17 protein-coding genes are annotated in these 15,975 nt (G+C 71.3%); 7 read left to right on the forward strand and 10 right to left on the reverse strand.

The genetic code is table 11. The features are described from left to right. Window positions 1-95 precede the first annotated feature (95 nt). From QSK00_RS15420 to QSK00_RS15430, 3 genes are read left to right on the forward strand one after another with little or no spacing between them, the layout of a single operon-like run. Window positions 96-1,259 carry an LLM class flavin-dependent oxidoreductase gene (locus tag QSK00_RS15420; RefSeq protein WP_285591988.1) on the forward strand — a complete coding sequence of 388 codons (1,164 nt, stop codon included), beginning with the start codon at window positions 96-98 and terminating at the stop codon, window positions 1,257-1,259. Between the two features lie 10 nt (window positions 1,260-1,269). Continuing rightward, complete coding sequence (locus QSK00_RS15425; RefSeq protein WP_285591990.1) at window positions 1,270-1,797, forward strand: flavin reductase family protein; 528 nt, start codon at window positions 1,270-1,272, stop codon at window positions 1,795-1,797. A 40-nt stretch (window positions 1,798-1,837) separates the two neighbouring features. Beyond that, entirely contained in the window at window positions 1,838-2,782 is a 945-nt protein-coding gene (locus tag QSK00_RS15430) for a 3,4-dihydroxy-2-butanone-4-phosphate synthase (protein WP_285591992.1), read from the forward strand. Window positions 2,783-3,043: 261 nt separating this feature from the next. On the opposite strand, the gene QSK00_RS15435 is transcribed toward QSK00_RS15430, so the two are convergent. From QSK00_RS15435 to QSK00_RS15450, 4 genes are all read right to left on the reverse strand, one after another. Further along, window positions 3,044-3,835 (reverse strand): alpha/beta fold hydrolase, encoded by a 792-nt coding sequence (locus QSK00_RS15435; protein ID WP_285591993.1) that lies wholly within the window; start codon window positions 3,833-3,835, stop codon window positions 3,044-3,046. A 211-nt stretch (window positions 3,836-4,046) separates the two neighbouring features. After that, window positions 4,047-4,457: an ester cyclase gene (locus QSK00_RS15440; RefSeq protein ID WP_179795118.1), complete on the reverse strand. Its 411-nt coding sequence runs from the start codon at window positions 4,455-4,457 to the stop codon at window positions 4,047-4,049. Between the two features lie 68 nt (window positions 4,458-4,525). Further along, window positions 4,526-5,665, reverse strand: a complete 1,140-nt coding sequence (locus tag QSK00_RS15445) for a glutathione-independent formaldehyde dehydrogenase (protein ID WP_285591994.1) — start codon at window positions 5,663-5,665, stop codon at window positions 4,526-4,528. A 206-nt stretch (window positions 5,666-5,871) separates the two neighbouring features. Continuing rightward, entirely contained in the window at window positions 5,872-6,537 is a 666-nt protein-coding gene (locus QSK00_RS15450; protein WP_285591996.1) for a helix-turn-helix domain-containing protein, read from the reverse strand. A gap of 311 nt (window positions 6,538-6,848) precedes the next feature. Between QSK00_RS15450 and QSK00_RS15455 the strand changes: the two genes are divergently transcribed. Beyond that, window positions 6,849-7,241: a PRC-barrel domain-containing protein gene (locus QSK00_RS15455; protein ID WP_285591997.1), complete on the forward strand. Its 393-nt coding sequence runs from the start codon at window positions 6,849-6,851 to the stop codon at window positions 7,239-7,241. A 748-nt stretch (window positions 7,242-7,989) separates the two neighbouring features. Here the strand turns inward: QSK00_RS15455 and QSK00_RS15460 are convergent. Beyond that, window positions 7,990-8,607 (reverse strand): fumarylacetoacetate hydrolase family protein, encoded by a 618-nt coding sequence (locus QSK00_RS15460; protein ID WP_285591998.1) that lies wholly within the window; start codon window positions 8,605-8,607, stop codon window positions 7,990-7,992. A 194-nt stretch (window positions 8,608-8,801) separates the two neighbouring features. Between QSK00_RS15460 and QSK00_RS15465 the strand changes: the two genes are divergently transcribed. After that, window positions 8,802-9,155: a hypothetical protein gene (locus QSK00_RS15465; RefSeq protein WP_285591999.1), complete on the forward strand. Its 354-nt coding sequence runs from the start codon at window positions 8,802-8,804 to the stop codon at window positions 9,153-9,155. A gap of 696 nt (window positions 9,156-9,851) precedes the next feature. On the opposite strand, the gene QSK00_RS15470 is transcribed toward QSK00_RS15465, so the two are convergent. Beyond that, window positions 9,852-10,568 carry an SDR family oxidoreductase gene (locus tag QSK00_RS15470; protein ID WP_285592000.1) on the reverse strand — a complete coding sequence of 239 codons (717 nt, stop codon included), beginning with the start codon at window positions 10,566-10,568 and terminating at the stop codon, window positions 9,852-9,854. 126 nt (window positions 10,569-10,694) lie between these two features. On the opposite strand from QSK00_RS15470, the gene QSK00_RS15475 reads away from it, so the two are divergent. Then, entirely contained in the window at window positions 10,695-11,285 is a 591-nt protein-coding gene (locus QSK00_RS15475) for a TetR/AcrR family transcriptional regulator (protein WP_285592001.1), read from the forward strand. A gap of 10 nt (window positions 11,286-11,295) precedes the next feature. On the opposite strand, the gene QSK00_RS15480 is transcribed toward QSK00_RS15475, so the two are convergent. Genes QSK00_RS15480 through QSK00_RS15495 form a run of 4 tightly spaced genes read right to left on the reverse strand, consistent with a single transcriptional unit; the run spans window position 11,296 to window position 15,073 of the window. Next, window positions 11,296-12,039 (reverse strand): hypothetical protein, encoded by a 744-nt coding sequence (locus QSK00_RS15480; protein ID WP_285592002.1) that lies wholly within the window; start codon window positions 12,037-12,039, stop codon window positions 11,296-11,298. After that, window positions 12,036-13,295: an NADH:flavin oxidoreductase/NADH oxidase family protein gene (locus QSK00_RS15485; RefSeq protein ID WP_285592003.1), complete on the reverse strand. Its 1,260-nt coding sequence runs from the start codon at window positions 13,293-13,295 to the stop codon at window positions 12,036-12,038. The genes QSK00_RS15480 and QSK00_RS15485 overlap by 4 nt, the downstream gene beginning before the upstream one ends. Window positions 13,296-13,328: 33 nt before the next feature. Next, a complete protein-coding gene (locus QSK00_RS15490; protein WP_285592004.1) occupies window positions 13,329-14,192 on the reverse strand; it encodes an SDR family NAD(P)-dependent oxidoreductase in 864 nt (287 codons plus the stop codon). Then, entirely contained in the window at window positions 14,189-15,073 is an 885-nt protein-coding gene (locus tag QSK00_RS15495; protein ID WP_285592005.1) for an alpha/beta fold hydrolase, read from the reverse strand. Before QSK00_RS15495 ends, QSK00_RS15490 begins: the two co-directional genes overlap by 4 nt. 92 nt (window positions 15,074-15,165) lie before the next feature. Between QSK00_RS15495 and QSK00_RS15500 the strand changes: the two genes are divergently transcribed. Then, window positions 15,166-15,861, forward strand: a complete 696-nt coding sequence (locus QSK00_RS15500; protein ID WP_285592006.1) for a winged helix-turn-helix transcriptional regulator — start codon at window positions 15,166-15,168, stop codon at window positions 15,859-15,861. Window positions 15,862-15,975 lie beyond the last annotated feature (114 nt).

The following is a 15,975-nucleotide window of genomic DNA, read 5'->3' on the forward strand; positions in this document are numbered from 1 at the left end:
GGGGCCCTGCGCCTCGCCCGCCGCGGCGAGAACCACTGCACCGCCGCCACGCCGACCCGTGGCCGGCACCAGACGACCTTCGAGAGGGAACACCCATGTCCAACCACGCCCCTGCCGACGAGCGCCGGGATCGGCGCGACACCAACGCCCTGTTCTCCGCGAACCCCCTCAAGCTCGGGCTCTTCGGGCCCAACTGCGACCGCGGCTGCGCGATGACTCTCTCCGACGACGTGCCGTTGCTGACCTGGGACTACACCAAGAAGATCGCCCAGCTTGCCGATGAGGCCGGCTTCGAGGCCCTGGTCCCGGTCGCCCGCTGGAAGCAGATCGGGGACAACGGCTTCAACGGCCGCAACTTCGACACCTACACCTGGGCCGCAGGTCTGGCCTCGGTGACCCGACGGATCACGCTGGTCACCACCGCGCACGTCCAGGCGTCCCACCCGGCGGTCGCTGCCAAGCAGGTCGCCACGATCGACCACATCAGCGGCGGCCGGACCTGCCTGAACATCGTCAACGGCTGGTTCGAACCGGAGTTCAAGATGCTCGGCGGATCGTTCCTGCCCCACGACCAGCGCTACCGATACACCAGCGAGTGGTTCGAACTGCTCGAGCGATTCTGGCTCGAGGAGAACGACTTCGACTTCCGCGGCGAGTTCTTCACCGTCGAGGGCGGATACTCCCAGCCGAAGCCGATCCAGCTCCCCAGGCCGGCCATCATGAACGCCGGGGGCTCGAAGACCGGTCGCGACTTCGTCGCCCGCTACGCCGACTCCGGCTATGCCCTGCTCGCCGGCTACGACCTCGCCTCGACCCGAGCGCTGGTCGAGGAGCGCCGGGCCGAGGCTGCTGCCTACGGGCGAGACGTGGACACCTGGACGACCGCCTACGTGATCCAGCGCGACACCCCCGAAGAGGCCGAGGCCTACCGGCAGCTGGTCTTCGTCGACGAGGTCGACGAGAGCGCCGGCCAGGCCGCCGCGCACTATCTGGGTCTGAATTCCTCGGCCATGGCGCCCGACCAGTGGGAGGAGTTCAAGCTGCACCTGCGCGCCGGCTACGGCGGGTACCCCTTGGTGGGCACCGCCGAGCAGATCGCCGAGAGCCTGATCGGGCTCAGCCAGGCGGGCGTCACCGGCGTGTCGCTGTCCTTCGTCGACTTCGTCTCCGGCCTCGAGCGTTTCGTCGCCGAGGTGATGCCACTGCTCGAGAGCGCCGGCGTGCGCAAGCCGGTCCCGGCGCTGTCCGCGGTCTCCTAGCCCACCCGCCGTGGCTGCTCGCGACCCGGGAACCGACGGCGCCCCGCCCGCTGGCCCCCGGGCGGTACCGCTGGACGCGTCGGGACTGCGCCTGGTGCTCGGTGCTCACCCCCAGGGGGTCGTCGCCCTCGCCGCCGTGGTGGACGGTGCCCTCGAGGGCATCGCGGTCAGCACGTTCACGCCGGTGAGCCTGGAACCGGCCCTGGTCTCGGTCTGCGTGGCACACACCTCGACGACCTGGCCACGACTGCGCACCGCGCCGGGGCTCGGGGTCAGCGTGCTCGCCGAGGACCACGCCCAGCTGGCGCGCCGCCTTGCCGCTCCCGGCCAGGACCGGTTCTTCGGGACCTCGGTCACCGTCGGGGCCTCCGGGGCCGTCCTGATCGACGGCGCCTGCGCCTGGTTCGACTGCGTGGTCGAGAACGAGATCACTGCCGGCGACCACCTCATCGCCGTGCTCGCCGTCCTGGAGGCACACCATCGCCCCGACGTCCGTACGCTGGTCTTCCACCGCAGCAGCTTCACCCGCCTCGCCTGACCCGAGCAGCGGGCGCGTCCTCTCGCCCGCGTGCCGAGCCTTGAGGGCCGCGAACCCGGTCGTCCTCGAGGTGCCCGACGGGGCCGGTTCCGCGGCGTTCCTCGTCTGCTGGGCCGGGCACGGGAACGCTGCGCTGCTGGGCTACACCGCCCGCGTCGCGGGTGGACCGTCCTTCCTCGCCGTGTCCCCGGCCGCCGCCCAGGCCACCCGAGTACTGCCGGCGAACCACCCCCCGGTCGCCTGCACCATCGCCGAGCGCGCCGAGATCATCACCAGTCTGGCCCGCCGCCCGGGCTTCGATGCCGACACGGCCCGCCGCGCCGGCATCCCGGTGGTGGTCGCCGGCGCCCAGGGGACGCTGGGTGCCGCGCCAGGGGTTGCCGAGTTCGCGGTCGACCTGGTCCAGGCGGTTGGACTGGGCCAGCTCGCCCTGGTCACCGAGATCGTCCTCGACGACGGCGCCGGGCCGCGCGGCCTGGACCATCTCGCCACGCAGCGCGCCCTGGTCCGCGTCACCGGCCAGGAGATCATCGCCGAGCAACTGCGCACGCAGGCTCTCGCCGTCCGCGGGCCCGAAGTCGTCCTCCCGACCGACCACGGCCTCGTGCTCGCCACCGGCTACCGCGACCTCCACTCGGGCGCCGAACACCTCGTGCTGCGGGGACCGGCGACCGAGCGGTCCGCCCGACCCGTCGTCCACGTGCACCGCGAATGCCCCACAGGCGACCTGTTCAGCTCCCTGAACTGTTCCTGTCGGGCGGAACTCGACGCTGCGCTGGCCGACATCGCCGGTTCCGGAAGCGGCATCGTCGTGTACCTGCGCGGCAAACCCGGTCGGCCGCTCCACCACGGCCCCCACCTCGACGACCGACAAGCCCACCTCGTCGCCTTCATGCTCCAAGACCTCTCGGTCCCCCACATCCAGCTCCACCGCGGCGACCCCCAGCAACGGGCCGCCCTCGCCGGTCGCGGCATCCCGTGCTGACCACATCCGCCCCGACGCGACTACCACGCCGCTGCCGAGGACAGCGCTTCGACGTGCGCCGTCCACGGTCTGTCGTTGGACCGCTTCCGCACGTGATGTCAGTGAAGAGGACGGCCCCTGTTGGTTTCAGCCCGGCGTTCCCAAGCCATCGATCGGTCGAACGGCGACATCACCCGCACGTTCGCGGCGAGATCTGCTCCCGCAACGCCCACAGGGTCACCGCACGATCTCGTACGGATCGTCGACGAGGTTCGTCATCCTTCACTTGGTGTTGTCGAGGATCAGCCGGGTCGCTTCACGCGGGGCGTCCCATTGGGGGAAGTGGCCGCACCGCTCGAACCAGTGCAGCTTCGCGTCGGGGAAGAGCGCCGTGGCCCGTGCGGCCTGTCCCGGCACGGTCACCAGGTCACGACGACCCCAGCCGATCGTGACCCGGCCGGGCACGGTGCCGGCCGGGGCTCCCTCTTGTCTGGGGCCCTTGGTCAGGGCGTCCATGGCAGCGCCGGTCGAGGGAGAGTCGGCCAGCCCGCGCACGTCCGGCAGCACGGTTTCGCGCGAGAGCGCCCAGGGCCGCGCCGAGAACTGCGCCAGCAGCAAGGTCCTTCCCACCGCGCTGTCGAGCAGCGCCGGCAGCCTGCTTCGCAGCGCTCGGACCAGCGCGATCGACGGCCGCAGCGTGGCGCCGAAGACGGCGACCTCGCGGTCGCTCCAGAAGCCGCCCGGGTCCAACGCCACGGTGTCGCCGCCCACGCCCCGCCGTGCGAGCTCGAGCACGATGCGGCCGCCCATCGACTGGCCGGCGATCGAGACCCCGTCCAGGCCCTGGTCGCGGATGAAGTTCTCGACGGAGTCGGTCAGGGTCGCGATCGAGATGTCGCCACTCAACGGCGGTGTCTCGCCGAAACCCGGCAGGTCGACGGCGATGACCTCACGATGTTCTGCCAGTTCATCGAGGATCGGGGACCACGAATTCCACCCGGCACCGAGACCGTGCACGAGCAACAGCGGGCTGCCGCTCCCTCGTCTGACGTGATTCAACACCGCACCTGCCACTCTCACTCCTAGGATTCTTCGAGAACGTGCGGGACCGGCGGACGGTCGATGATTTCGTGCTCCGCGGCCCGCCCGTGTGAACGATCAGCTGCTCGACCTCGCGCCGGTAGCACCCGGACTCGGGGAGCCCGTGGAGCAGCAGGACGGGTCCCCCGTCCAGCGTTCAGGTGGTGCAGCCGGATCGGCGGGCTCCTGCCCACGGTGGTGGGGATCAGGCCTGGAGCTGGGAGAGCAGGCCCGCCATGTCGGTGGCGCCCCAGCGCTCGACGATCTGACCGTTCTCGAAGCGGCCGAGCTGCAGCCCGCGCACCTCGATCCGGCGGCCGGTGGCGGCCAGACCCTCGAACTCGCCCTGGTGGGTTCCGGTCAGGGTGTAGGCGAACGCGACCGTGTCGTCGTCGGCCACCATCCGCTGCGGAGTGATCGTGAAGTCGGGGAACGCGCCGACCAGGTAGTGGAAGAACCGGCGGTACCCCTCGCGGCCCTGCTCCTGGAACGGCGCCGGGTCGTGGTCGACCGCGTCCGGGGCGAACATGATGTCCACCCCGGCGTCGACGTCCCCGGCGTTGAGGCGCTCGGCGGCCTTCTCCTGCGTGGCGATGTTGTCGTCCCGGGTGCTCACGGGTGTCCTCCTGGATGGGGATGGATCCGGCCGCCGCGCCGCAGGTGTCACCCGCGGCGCGGACCCGGTCAGGCTGCGGGCTTGAGCAGGACCTTGGTCCAGCCCTCCAGGCGGTCGTCGAAGCTCCGGTAGGCGTCGGGCGCCTCGGCCAGGGACAGCTCGTGGCTCACGATGAACGACGGGGTCGCCGTCCCGCGGTGGATGAGCTCCGCGAGCTGGCGGTTGTAGTTCTTGACGTTGGCCTGGCCGTTGCCCACGCGCTGGCCCTTGAACCACAGGGTGCCGTAGTCGATCGGGTAGCGGCCCGCCTGCGCGTCCTCGGAGACCCCGCCCGGGTCGCCGGGCAGGAACAGCCCGACGACACCGATCCCGCCGGTCGGGCGCACGGCCGCGAACAGCGAGTTCAGGGTCATCTCGGGGTGCTCGACGCCCTGGGCGTCGTGCGCCTGGTAGCCGACGCACTCGCAGCCGCGGTCGGCGCCGACGCCGTCGGTGGCGTCGAGGATCTGCTGGGCGGGGTCACCCTGCGAGTCGTCGATCGGGATCGCGCCGGCGCGCTCGGCGAGCTTGAGGCGGTCGGGGTGCCGGTCGACGACGAACACCTGGCTCGCCCCGCGCAGGACCGCGGAGTAGGCGGCCATGATGCCGACCGGACCGCCGCCGTAGACCGCGACCGACTCCCCGGGGCGCATTCCCGCGAGCTCGGTGGCGTGCCAGCCGGTCGGGAAGATGTCGGACAGCATCGTGTAGTCGTTCTGCTTCTCCGCGGCGTCCTCGGGCAGGACGAGGCAGTTGAAGTCGCCGTAGGGCACCCGCAGCAACTCGGCCTGGCCTCCGGCGTAGGGGCCCATGCCGTAGAAGCCGTAGGCGCCCCCCGCGGTCCCGGGGTTCACGGTGAGACAGAAGCCGGTGTTGCCGCGCTCGCAGTTGCCGCAGAAGCCGCAGCCGATGTTGAACGGCAGGGAGACCTGGTCGCCGACCCGCACCCGGTCCACCCCGGTGCCCACCTCGACCACCTCGCCCATGTTCTCGTGGCCGAGGATCTTCCCGGCCTCCAGGCCGGTGCGGCCCTCGTACATGTGCAGGTCCGACCCGCAGATGTTGGTGGTGGTGATGCGCACGAGCACGTCGGTGGGGCGCTCGATCCCTGCATCGGGGACGTCCCGGACCGAGACCGACCTCGGACCGTCGTAGACCAACGCCTTCATGGAGCAGCTTCCCTACCTCGGGGCGGGGGCCTGCTCGACGTCCGTTGCTATGACGACGGCGTCAGGCCCCACGGGATCCGCGGGGTCTGGCGCGGGTTGAACGACGCCGACCTTGTCATCCATGTCCACGTCTGTCGACCCGAACGCACGACTCGAGCGGGCCCGGCACGCGGCCGATGCGCCCACGTGAGGGGCATGGGGCCGCATCAGGGGACCGCGCATCCGACGTCACTCGTGGGCGCCCGAGACCGGCTGTCAGTTTCTGAAGTCGGCTGCACGAACTCCCAAAGTGGACTGCAAGGGGCGAGCCGACCGCGAGCGATACCGCGATAATCCCCGTTATCGCGGCGTCGCCCTGTTTGCTGCCGCTCCCCCGGCCTCGCGAGGCGGGCTACGCGGAGCGGGTTGTCGAACGCCGAGAAGCCGCGGTACACGGCTCGGGCCAGCCCGCTGGCGGTCAGCACGTCCTGGCCCGGACCGACGATGAACGCGGGCGTGGCGGGCGTGGCGGGCGTCTGGTCCATCAGTTGCTGCAGGTCCTGGGCCACCTCCGTGACGGGTGCGGTCGCCGGGTGCAGGTCGGGGAAGCCGATGCGCAGCAGCTGGGCGGCCGCCTCGTCGTCGAGCTGCAGCGCGCGGGCGCCCGCGACCAGCACCTGGCGGGACGGGTGCCGCTCGCGGCCCTGCTCGAGGCGGACGTAGTACTCGAGGCGGACGTAGTAGTCGGTGCTGGCCCCGGTCCGCGGCGCGACCTCTTCGCGTCGCAGCCCGGGGACCCGGCGTGCGGTGTCGCCGGAGGAGCCGGCGACACCGGGCGGCACCAGCGCGCGGCGCGCCCGCAGGAACGCGCCGAGTCCGTTGTCCCGATCCATGACGGCGACGCCAATCGCGGCCCGAGCTGTGTACCTGGGTGCGCCGCACCCACCCACGACGGCGGCGGCCGGGCATCGATGACCACGACGACCGACCTCCCTCGGACAGCCGCCACGAGCGCGTTGGTCCCCTTGCGGCACGAGAGGCGGGCAAGGTTTTCGGCCCACCGGATCGACGCGGTCGGTCAGCGCGGACTGCCATCGTCGTCGGCGAGGCGGAGAGCACGGGGCTCGTGCCCCTTCGCCCAGGGCCGCCGAGCGCAGGGCCGGCGGAAGTCGATCACGTGGAGAGTCGTCGCATGACACAGGCAATGGAGTGGGTCGCCTATCGGGGCGCGCCTCTCTACGACGAGGACGGGAACGTCATCGGCAGCATCGAGGAGTTCTTCGTTGAGACCGACGACGGCCCTCCCGTCTGGGCCGTCGTCGTCAACGAGGCGGACCCCGCAACCCGCTCGTACGTCCCGATGCTCGACGCCCGCCGTGCCGAGGACGGCCAGGGGCTGCAGGTATCCGTCGACGGCGACGCGGTTCGCGACGCGCCGAGCACCGACTCCGGCGACGACCTCTCGGGCGAGCAGGAGCGCCAGCTGTACGAGCACTACGGGCAGAACTATCCAGGCGGGCAGACATCGGAGGAGACCAGCAACGAGAAGCGCAAGCCGGGCCTCCTGCAGCGCCTGTTCGGCCGCGATCAGCGCTGATCAGCGCCGCCGGTGGACACGACCGATGCGCTGATGACGGCGGCGTTCCTCGGGCACGGCAACCCGATGAACGCGCTGGCGGACAACCGCTACACCACCGCCTGGCACTCACTGGGAACTGCCGTGCACCGACCGCGGGCGAGCCTGGTGATCAACGCGCACTGGTACGTCAACGCCACCGCGGTCACCGCCATGCCCCTGCGCGCACCATCCACGACTTCTACGGGTTCCCGCCCGAGCTCTTTCGACGTCGACCACCCCGCTCCGGGCTCCCCGAGCTCGCCGACGAGGTCAGCGAGGTCAGCGAGGTCAGCGAGGTCGTGCACCCGACCTGGGTCGGTGCCGATGTCGACAGCTGGGGCATCGACGACGCACCTCCTCGGTGCTGCCGCACGCATTTCCCGATGCCTCGATCCCGGTGGTGCAGCTGAGCATCAACGCCGAGAAGCCGCTCGACCACCACCTCGAGCTCGGCGCTGAGCTCGCCCCGCCGCGCCGTCGGAGAGTCCTGATCATCGGTAGCGGCAACGTGGGGCACAACCTCGACGCGACCAGCTGGGGTCCCGCCGACGACGGCTCCCACCTGCTAGCGACACCGAGCAGACGTGGACAGACCTGCTCACACTGCGCCGATACGGTGCCGACTGACCAAGACGGTGCTCGAGACCGCGAAGCGGAGATGACCGAGCACCCGGGCTATGAGGTCCACGACCCGCGGAGTTCTCCCACTGCCTGGACCTCGGCCTGCTCAGAACCCCGTTCGGAGTGGGTTGACCGCGTCGCCCTCGACGATGCGGTGGCGCAGCTCGCCGAGTTCTTCGACGGCGAGAACCACCTCGTCGCCAGGCTTCAGCCAGCCACGGAACTGGTCGGGGTCCATCGCGAAGTGCTCGAACAGGCATCCGGTCGGGACGGTGCCCGAGCCGATGACGTCGCCGGGACGGAGTCGGGCGCCGCGGGAGGCGTAGGCGACGATGTCGGCGAAGCTCCAGTCGATGCTGCTCCACGTTCCGCCGCCGACCCGCTCTCCGTTGACGGAGACGGTCATGGCCAGGTCGAAGGCCTCGCCGCTGCGCCGGTGGGCGATCTCGTCGGCCGTCACGAGCATCGGGCCGATCGAATTGGCGCCGTCCTTGCCCTTCGCGGGCCCGAGCTGCAGCGCCCGCTCCTCGATCTGCAGGTCGCGGGCGCTCCAGTCGCAGTAGACGAGGTAGCCGGCGATGTGGTCCTCGGCCTTCTCCCGTGGGATCGAGATGCCGGGGGTGCCGATGACGGCCGCGACCTCGAGTTCGAAATCGAACGGTCGACGGACGAACGCGCCGCCGGCTCGAGACGCGGGAACGGCTCTACGAGGCAGCCGTCGCACTGATCACCGAGCGCGGATACGACGTCACCACCTTCGACGACATCGCGGCCCGGGCCGGCACGTCGCGGCGCAGCTGCTTCAACCACTTCGCGACGAAGAGCGACATCTCCCTCGAGTGGGCCGGACGGCGGCGGGCCCGGGCAGCCGACGCGGTTCGGGCTGCAGCTCCGCAGTCCGCGCTCGACGGGCTACGCGTGTACTTCCACGAACTCGCGGTGATCACCGAGGACCGGCCCGTGGAGACCCGCGAGATGCTGCTCGGCTTCCTCTACGCCGGCGGCCCGGTGTTCCATCGCACGCCGATGGCCCAGGAATTGCGAGCCTGGCTCGCCGACGAATCGCCGGAGTCGGTCGCGGAACTCGACGCTGCGGCGGAGATTCTCTACGACGTCTACCTCGGGGCACTCTGGCGCTGGATTCCCGACAGCAACCCGACACCAGGAGCGTTCCTCCGCCAGCTCGACGTGGCGATCGGTCTTGTCATCCGAGGCCTCGCCGATGCCTTCGCCGGAGATCGCGACGACGGCGACGATCGATCGGTCGTCTGACGTCGGGCCGGCCGAGGACGAGCCGGTCGAGACGTTCTCGGCCGTCGTCGACCTGAACCCGACCTCGGTGTTCGCGCTGTCGTAGACAGCCGTCCGGCCGATCCTCGCCGCGGGTCGGGGCTCGATCATCACGATCGCGTCCGTGTTCGGACCGAATGGGGCCGGTCAGGTCCCGCAGGCCTCGTACTCGGCCGGCAACGGCGCGGTGGTCGAGGCGCTCTCGCTCGTGGCGGACCGAGCGAGCGTTCGGCGGGGCACCGCGGCCGTCCTGGCAATGCTCACGCGCTCGTCAGGGATCACCCTCCTGGCGTCGGTCGTGCTCACCGTCGTCGATCAGTCCGCGCCGGGCCCTGGTCCGCGAAGCGCTCCCGCGAAGGACGTCGCCGCAGCATCCCTTGCCGGCGCGCAGGGAGCGAGGCTCCGAGTGGCCCCGCGGCGGCGATGACGAGGGCAGCAGGCATCCCAGCCGACGGGACCTGCGAACGACCCCGGACGTTCATCGAGGGCTCGAGCTCCTGCCCTCGAGACTCAGGGACGGCCACACCCACGAAGTTCCCTGTCCGAGTCGCCCCCGGGGCCGGAGCCCGCCGTGGTGGCCGGTGGTGTCGGTCCTGTCCATGTCCTTCGCTCCAAGGCGCAGAACCAGTTGCACCGAGGCGCCTCACCGAGCTCGACCTCTCCGCTCCTGGAACGCGGTCACGGCGTGGTGGCCCGCAACTGCGGGTAGAGCACATCCACGGGCGCGCTCAGCGCGACCTTGACCTGCCGCGATGTGTCGTCGGCGAGGACCTCGTACTCGTCGGCCTCGAGCGCGTCGTGCACGATCCGCACGAGGTCGGCCGGGGCGGTCTTGGGTTCGTCGGGCCCGGCGGCGGCCATGGAGGTGTCGACCCACCCGACGTGCACGCCGACAACGTGCACACCGCGCGGATCGAGTTCCAGGCGCAGCGAGTTCGTGGCCGACCAGAGCGCCGCCTTGGACGCGCTGTAGATGCCGGCGACGGCGTACCAGCTGAGGGCCGAGTGGACGTTCACGATCGCGGCTCCGGTGCGACCCGCGAGAAACGGGGCATAGGCCCGGGCCAGGAACACCGGCCCGAAGAAGTTGGTCTCCATGACCGCCCGGATGTCGTCGTCCTCGGCGGACAGGAGCTCGGATCCGGGCGGCGAGGCGCCCGCGTTGTTGACCAGGACCGTCACATCGGACGCGGCGGCAACAGCGGATGCGATCGACTCCCGGTCGGTGACGTCCAGGTGCAACGGGACGACCCGCTCGTCGTCCCAGTCCTGCGGGTGGCGCGCGGAGGCGTAAACCTTGGCGGCACCCCGGGCGAGGGCGTCGTGGACGAAGTACGTCCCGATCCCCCGGTTGGCCCCGGTGACCAGGACGATGGACCCCTTCAACGACGGCATGACGACCTCCTGTGGTGATCGAGCGCAGGCTCGGGCTGGTCCGAAGAATCAGCGAACGATCGTAATATGACGACCATAAGATTAGACTCGGAACTCGACAACCCCAGTCGACGGAAGGACGGCGTCGTGTCGAGGTACGCCGCGGAGCACAAGAAGGCCACTCGGCGTCGGATCGTGGAGTCCTCCGGCCTGAGGTTCCGGCAGGACGGGTTCGACGGCTCCGGGATCGCCACCCTGATGAAGGACGCCGGTCTGACCAACGGCGCCTTCTATGCACACTTCGCCTCCAAGGACGACCTCATCGCCCACGTGATCGCCGACACGCTCCAGACCCAGGCCGACGTCTACCGCGGGGTCGACGGCCGGGACGGGCTGGCGTGCGTGGTCCGTGCCTACCTGTCGGGCGAGCACCGCGACGCGCGCAGGGAGGGCTGCCCCTCCGCGGCACTGCTCGGCGAGATCGACCGGAGCTCGCCCGCGGCGCGGGCTGCCTACACGGCAGGGATCGTCGGGCTGGCCGACGTCGTCGCGGCCCATCTCGAACCCGACGAGCCCGGACGGCTCCGGGTGCGGGTGCTCGGCGCCCTGGCCGCCCTGTTCGGGACCCTGCAGTTGGCGCGGGCGGTCGACGACCCCGCCCTGGCTGAGGAGCTCCTCGACCAGGGGCAGCGGGACGTCCTCGCGATGCTCGATCTCGACGACGAGGCCGCACGCTGAGCTCCGAACGTCAGTGGTCCGTCCTGCGCGTCGGTCGCAGGTCCGGGTACGCGGGGCCGGGGAGACCGAGACCGCCGGCGCTCGCGAGTGGGCGGATGCGCAGGAACACCCCCGTGCGGTGGGTGTCGGTCGAGACCGCGTGCTTCATCGCGAAAGCGTGTCCGCCGGGCGCGTAGGCGTAGTCGAGGGCCTGAGCGGCGGAGGACCACAGGCTGACCGAGGTGTGCTCGAAGGGCAGGTCCGAGGAGATGTCGACGCTCCCCCGGTGCCCGGGGTGGTGCGCCGCCCTGCTGGCGGCGTGGAGGTTGTTGCGCAGGAACCCCGGTAGGCAGCGCGGGCGCAGCACCCCGTGCACGATCACCACGAGCGGCTCGTCCCGCTCGATCTCCCGGGCGCCGGCCGCCGACGGGCTCCATCCGTACCAGTCGTCGCCGGGATGCTGGGTCCTCACCCGCACGACCTCACCGTCGAGGCTGAAGTGGTCGCGCCCGACCAGGAGCCGCCCGAGGGGGCCACGCCACGCCGCCGCGGCCGCCTCGGGGCTGTCCCAGGCAGCGACCAAGGCGGCGCCGCCCGGCACGACGTGGGGCACGAGGCTGTGCGTGCCGTCGTTGGTGCGATTCGTCGTCGCCGCGCGGAGCCCTTCGACCCCCGCGGAGAGGACGGCCTGCACCGACGTCCGCCATCGGCGGAACCCGCCGGCAGGTCGGGTGAAGGCGTCCACCGTCACGAAGTCCGCCGTATCCGCGCTCATCGAGGGCCCGTCCCCGACGAGGTACGCCGCGGCGAGGTGACCCGCCCGTTGCGGCGGAGCATCGACACCGTCGTCGCGATGACCCCCCGGTCGGGGTCGGGGTCGAGTCCGGCGCCGATCCGGTGGAGCTGATCGGCATGCCAGCTCAGGTCGAGGAACCCGTCGAGGGCCTTGAGGTCGGTGACGGCGCCCAGCACGCGGCGCATGCCGAACTGCATCCGATGGCTCGGGAGGGCGTCGACCCGCCCGCCGAGGATGGCCGCGGCAGCGTCGGGCACGACGGCGGTCGGTCGTCCGATGCCCACGACGTCGCAGTCGCCGGACTCGACTGCGGCAGCCATGCCGCCGTGGGTCCGGAAGCCTCCGGTGACGGCGAGGGGAATGTCGCCGGCGAGTTCCCGCACGGTGCGGGCGTAGTCGAGGAAGTAGGCCTCGCGGGCGCGGGTGCTCTCGGCGGCGGTGCCCATCATGGCCGGTTCCTCGTAACTGCCGCCGCTGACCTCGATGAGGTCGATGCGCTCGTGGGCGAGAGACTCGATGACACCGCGGGACTCGTCCTCGCTGAAGCCGCCGCGCTGGAAGTCCGCGGAGTTGAGCTTGATCCCGACGGCGAACCCGGGCGAGACCCGCTCACGGACCCGGCGCACGACCTCGAGCAGGAACCGCATGCGGCGCTGCGGATCGCCGCCCCAGTCGTCGGTGCGCCGGTTGGTGGCCGGGGAGAGGAACTGGGCGACGAGGTAGCCGTGCGCGCCGTGGATCTGGACGCCGTCGAATCCGGCGGTCTCGCACACCGAGGCAGCGGCGGCGAAGCGGTCGATGATGTCCTCGATCTCGCGCCCGGTCAGCTCCCGAGGCCTCGCCGCGCCGGGCAGGCTCACCGCGACGGGGCTCGGTGCCACCGGGGTGTGCCCGAGGGCGAGGGGATTGGCCTGGCGGCCCGGGTGGTTGAGCTGGGCCCACAGGGGGGTGCCGCCGTCGTGGGCGGCCTTGGTCCACCTGGTCAGGGCGTCGAGGTCGCGTTCGTCCTCGATGACGACGTTCCCGGGTTCCCCGAGTTGGCTGCGATCGACCATGACGTTGCCGGTGACCACCAGGCCGTAACCGCCTCCGCCCCAGGTGGTGTAGAGGCGCTCGAGGCGGTGGTCGGGAGCGTTGCTCCGCGTGCCGAGCGCCTCGCTCAGGGCGGACTTCATGATCCGATTGGGGAGTACCTGGCCGCAGGCCAGAGTCAACGGGTCGGACAGGACGGACATCCCGGGGCCTCCTTGAAGGCGGTCGGTCGAGATTCAGGACGGCGTGGTCGCGTCGCGGCGCGGCTGGTCGGGCAGCGACCCGAGCCGGACGGCTTCACTGATCGCGCGCGGGCGGAAGTGGATGCGCTCCAGCGCGGCCTGGGCCAGTCCGGCAGCGCGGGCTGCAGGGCGGACCCGCCGGGGGGTCACGACGTGCGCGGAACGGCGTTCGATGCCGCGTACCACCGCCTCGACGACGGTCGGCAGCGGTACGGGGGCGAACACTCCGGTGAAGTCGCGCACGAGCGCCGAAGCGGCGGGGCTCTCGAGGGCGTCGCCGATCATCGGGGTCCGGAAGATGATCGGGTGGACGCTGCCGACCGTCACCCCGGAGCCGCGCAGCTCGAGACGCAGGGAGTCGCACAGGGCCCACACACCGGCCTTGCTGGCCGCGTAGCTGCCCAGCAGGGGTGGGTGGATGAAGCCGATCATCGAGGACAGGGCCAGCATGTGGCCGCGCACTTCGGTGACGTGAGGGGCGGTGGCCTTGAAGGTCCGCCACACGCCGCCGAGGTTGACGTCGACGACCCGCTGCCAGTCGGCCTCGCGCGTCGTCCCGAGGGCGGTGAGCGGCCCGAGGACACCGGCGGCCGCCACGACGACGTCGAACCGCCCGAAGTGTGCGCGGACCGACGCGGCGACCTCGATCAGCCGGTCGAGGTCGCGCACGTCGGCCGCCCAGCCGGCGGCGGCCCGCTGGTCGCCTAGCCGGCGGGCCCGATCGGTGACGTGGTCGGCATCGAGGTCGACCAGGGCCAGGCGCGCCCCCTTGGCCCGCAGGGCTTCGGCCAGAGCGACCCCGAGCCCGCCGCAGGCCCCGGTCACCAGCACGGTGCGACCGGCGAGGTCGTAGGTCACGAGGCGAGGAAAGCGAGGGCGGTAGGCACGAACTGCTCGTGGTACTGGAAGATTCCGCCGTGCCCGGAGCCCGGGTAGATGACCAGCTGGGCGCCCGGGATGCGCCGGGCGATGTCGGCGGAGTGCTCGCTGGCGACCATCAGGTCGGCGTCCCCGTTGGCGACCAGGACCGGCTTGTCGATGACCCCGAGGTCCTGCGGCTGCTGTCGACCGGCGTCGACGATGGCCCGGAGCTGCGCGCCCATGGCCTGCAGGGAGATCCGTTCGTCGCGGTCGGCGGTGCGCTCCTTGAGCCGTGTGAGGTAGGCCTTCGCGGCGCGCCTGCCCTCGGGGGTGCGAGGGAAGAACAGGAAGTTCCGCGGGTCGCTGAAGGTCAGCGCGGCCTTGAGGTAGGCGAGGCCCGCGATCCGGACCATCTTGTCGAGTCCGCCTGCCCCCGCGGGGCCGGTGCCGGTGAAGATCGCCTTCCGCACGAGGTCCGGGTTCTGCAGGGTCACGAACTGCGCCACGCCGCCGCCGAGGGAGAACCCGAGGAGGTCGACCTTCTCGTGGCCCAGGCCGCGGATGAACATGGCCGCATCGGCGGCCATCTCCTGCACCGTCGAGGGCACGGAGCCGCTGGAGCCGCCCACGCCCCGGTTGTCGAAGGTGATCACGTGGTGGTGCGCGGCGAGCCCGTCGACGACCCGGGGGTCCCAGTCGTCGAGCACCGCGGTGAGGTGGTGCAGGAAGACCACCGGCACGCCGCCACGGGGGCCCAGTTCGCGGTAGCGGAACCGCACGCCGCTGACCTCAAGGGTTCGGGTCGGCGCGTCCTGCCACGCGACGCGGGCCGCGTCGGTCGACGGCTGGTGGTCGGTTGTCGGGCGGGGCTGGCTCATCGAAGCTCCTGCTCTGATCGGTATACGAAACGTATAGTGGTTAGGCCCGAATCGTGTGTCAAGATGGCACTGTCGATCGGGGAGGGAAGGCCATGAGCACGAGTTCGGCGCCGACACGGACCTACGGACAGATGTGTCCGCTGGCCCGCTCGCTCGACGTCCTGGGCGAGCGGTGGACCCTGCTGGTGGTCCGGGAGCTACTGCTGGGCCCGAAGCGGTTCAAACACCTGCTCGCGTCGCTCCCGGGTATCGGGAGCAATCGCCTCTCGATGCGCCTGACGACGCTGGAAGACGCGGGCGCCGTCCGGCGGGCGACTCTGCCCGAGCCGGCGAGCGTTCCGGTCTACGAACTCACCGAGGAGGGCGAGCGCTTGCGCGGGCCCGTGGTGGGTCTCGCCCTGTGGGGTCTGCAGCTCCCCCTCGACGAGCGCGTCGATCCGGGAACGATCCGGGCCGAGCTGATCGCCCTGTGCCTGACGCACGCCCCGGAGCGGGCGCCGGCGGCGCACCGCGACGACGTCGTGGAGTTCCACGTCGGGCGCGAGGTGTTCCATCTGCGCATGGCCGAGGGGCGGGTCCTGCCCCGCTCGGGCCCGTCCCCGGTCGAGCCGACGGCCCGGGTCGAGAGCGACCTCGCGACCTTCCTCGCCCTCGCGCTCCGCGAGCTGACGCCGTCCGGAGCCCTCGCGAGCGGGCGGGCCACCGTCGCCTCCGGGCCCCCCTCGGCGCTCGCGGAGCTCTTCGACGTCCTGGCCCTCCCCCCGCAGGGTCCCATCCCGATGCCCTGAGGGGCCGACACGACGCGCACCGGAACTGCACGCCATGGCAGTATGTTCGTACTATGATCGAACACGCCGTCGCCCGAGGGGTCGACCGATCCACGGACCGATCAGCGGGCAACA

The organism is Actinomycetospora sp. NBRC 106378 (assembly GCF_030269685.1).
In the GTDB taxonomy this organism is placed as follows: domain Bacteria; phylum Actinomycetota; class Actinomycetes; order Mycobacteriales; family Pseudonocardiaceae; genus Actinomycetospora.

What these genes read in the sequence shown, in the direction of transcription:
- QSK00_RS15500 (WP_285592006.1), top strand. Translation starts at nt 15,166, where the DNA reads ATGAGCACGAGTTCGGCGCCGACACGGACCTACGGACAGATGTGTCCG.
- QSK00_RS15470 (WP_285592000.1), bottom strand. Translation starts at nt 10,568, where the DNA reads ATGCCGTCGTTGAAGGGGTCCATCGTCCTGGTCACCGGGGCCAACCGG.
- QSK00_RS15445 (WP_285591994.1), bottom strand. Translation starts at nt 5,665, where the DNA reads ATGAAGGCGTTGGTCTACGACGGTCCGAGGTCGGTCTCGGTCCGGGAC.
- QSK00_RS15420 (WP_285591988.1), top strand. Translation starts at nt 96, where the DNA reads ATGTCCAACCACGCCCCTGCCGACGAGCGCCGGGATCGGCGCGACACC.
- QSK00_RS15450 (WP_285591996.1), bottom strand. Translation starts at nt 6,537, where the DNA reads ATGGATCGGGACAACGGACTCGGCGCGTTCCTGCGGGCGCGCCGCGCG.
- QSK00_RS15495 (WP_285592005.1), bottom strand. Translation starts at nt 15,073, where the DNA reads ATGAGCCAGCCCCGCCCGACAACCGACCACCAGCCGTCGACCGACGCG.
- QSK00_RS15480 (WP_285592002.1), bottom strand. Translation starts at nt 12,039, where the DNA reads ATGAGCGCGGATACGGCGGACTTCGTGACGGTGGACGCCTTCACCCGA.
- QSK00_RS15455 (WP_285591997.1), top strand. Translation starts at nt 6,849, where the DNA reads ATGGAGTGGGTCGCCTATCGGGGCGCGCCTCTCTACGACGAGGACGGG.
- QSK00_RS15485 (WP_285592003.1), bottom strand. Translation starts at nt 13,295, where the DNA reads ATGTCCGTCCTGTCCGACCCGTTGACTCTGGCCTGCGGCCAGGTACTC.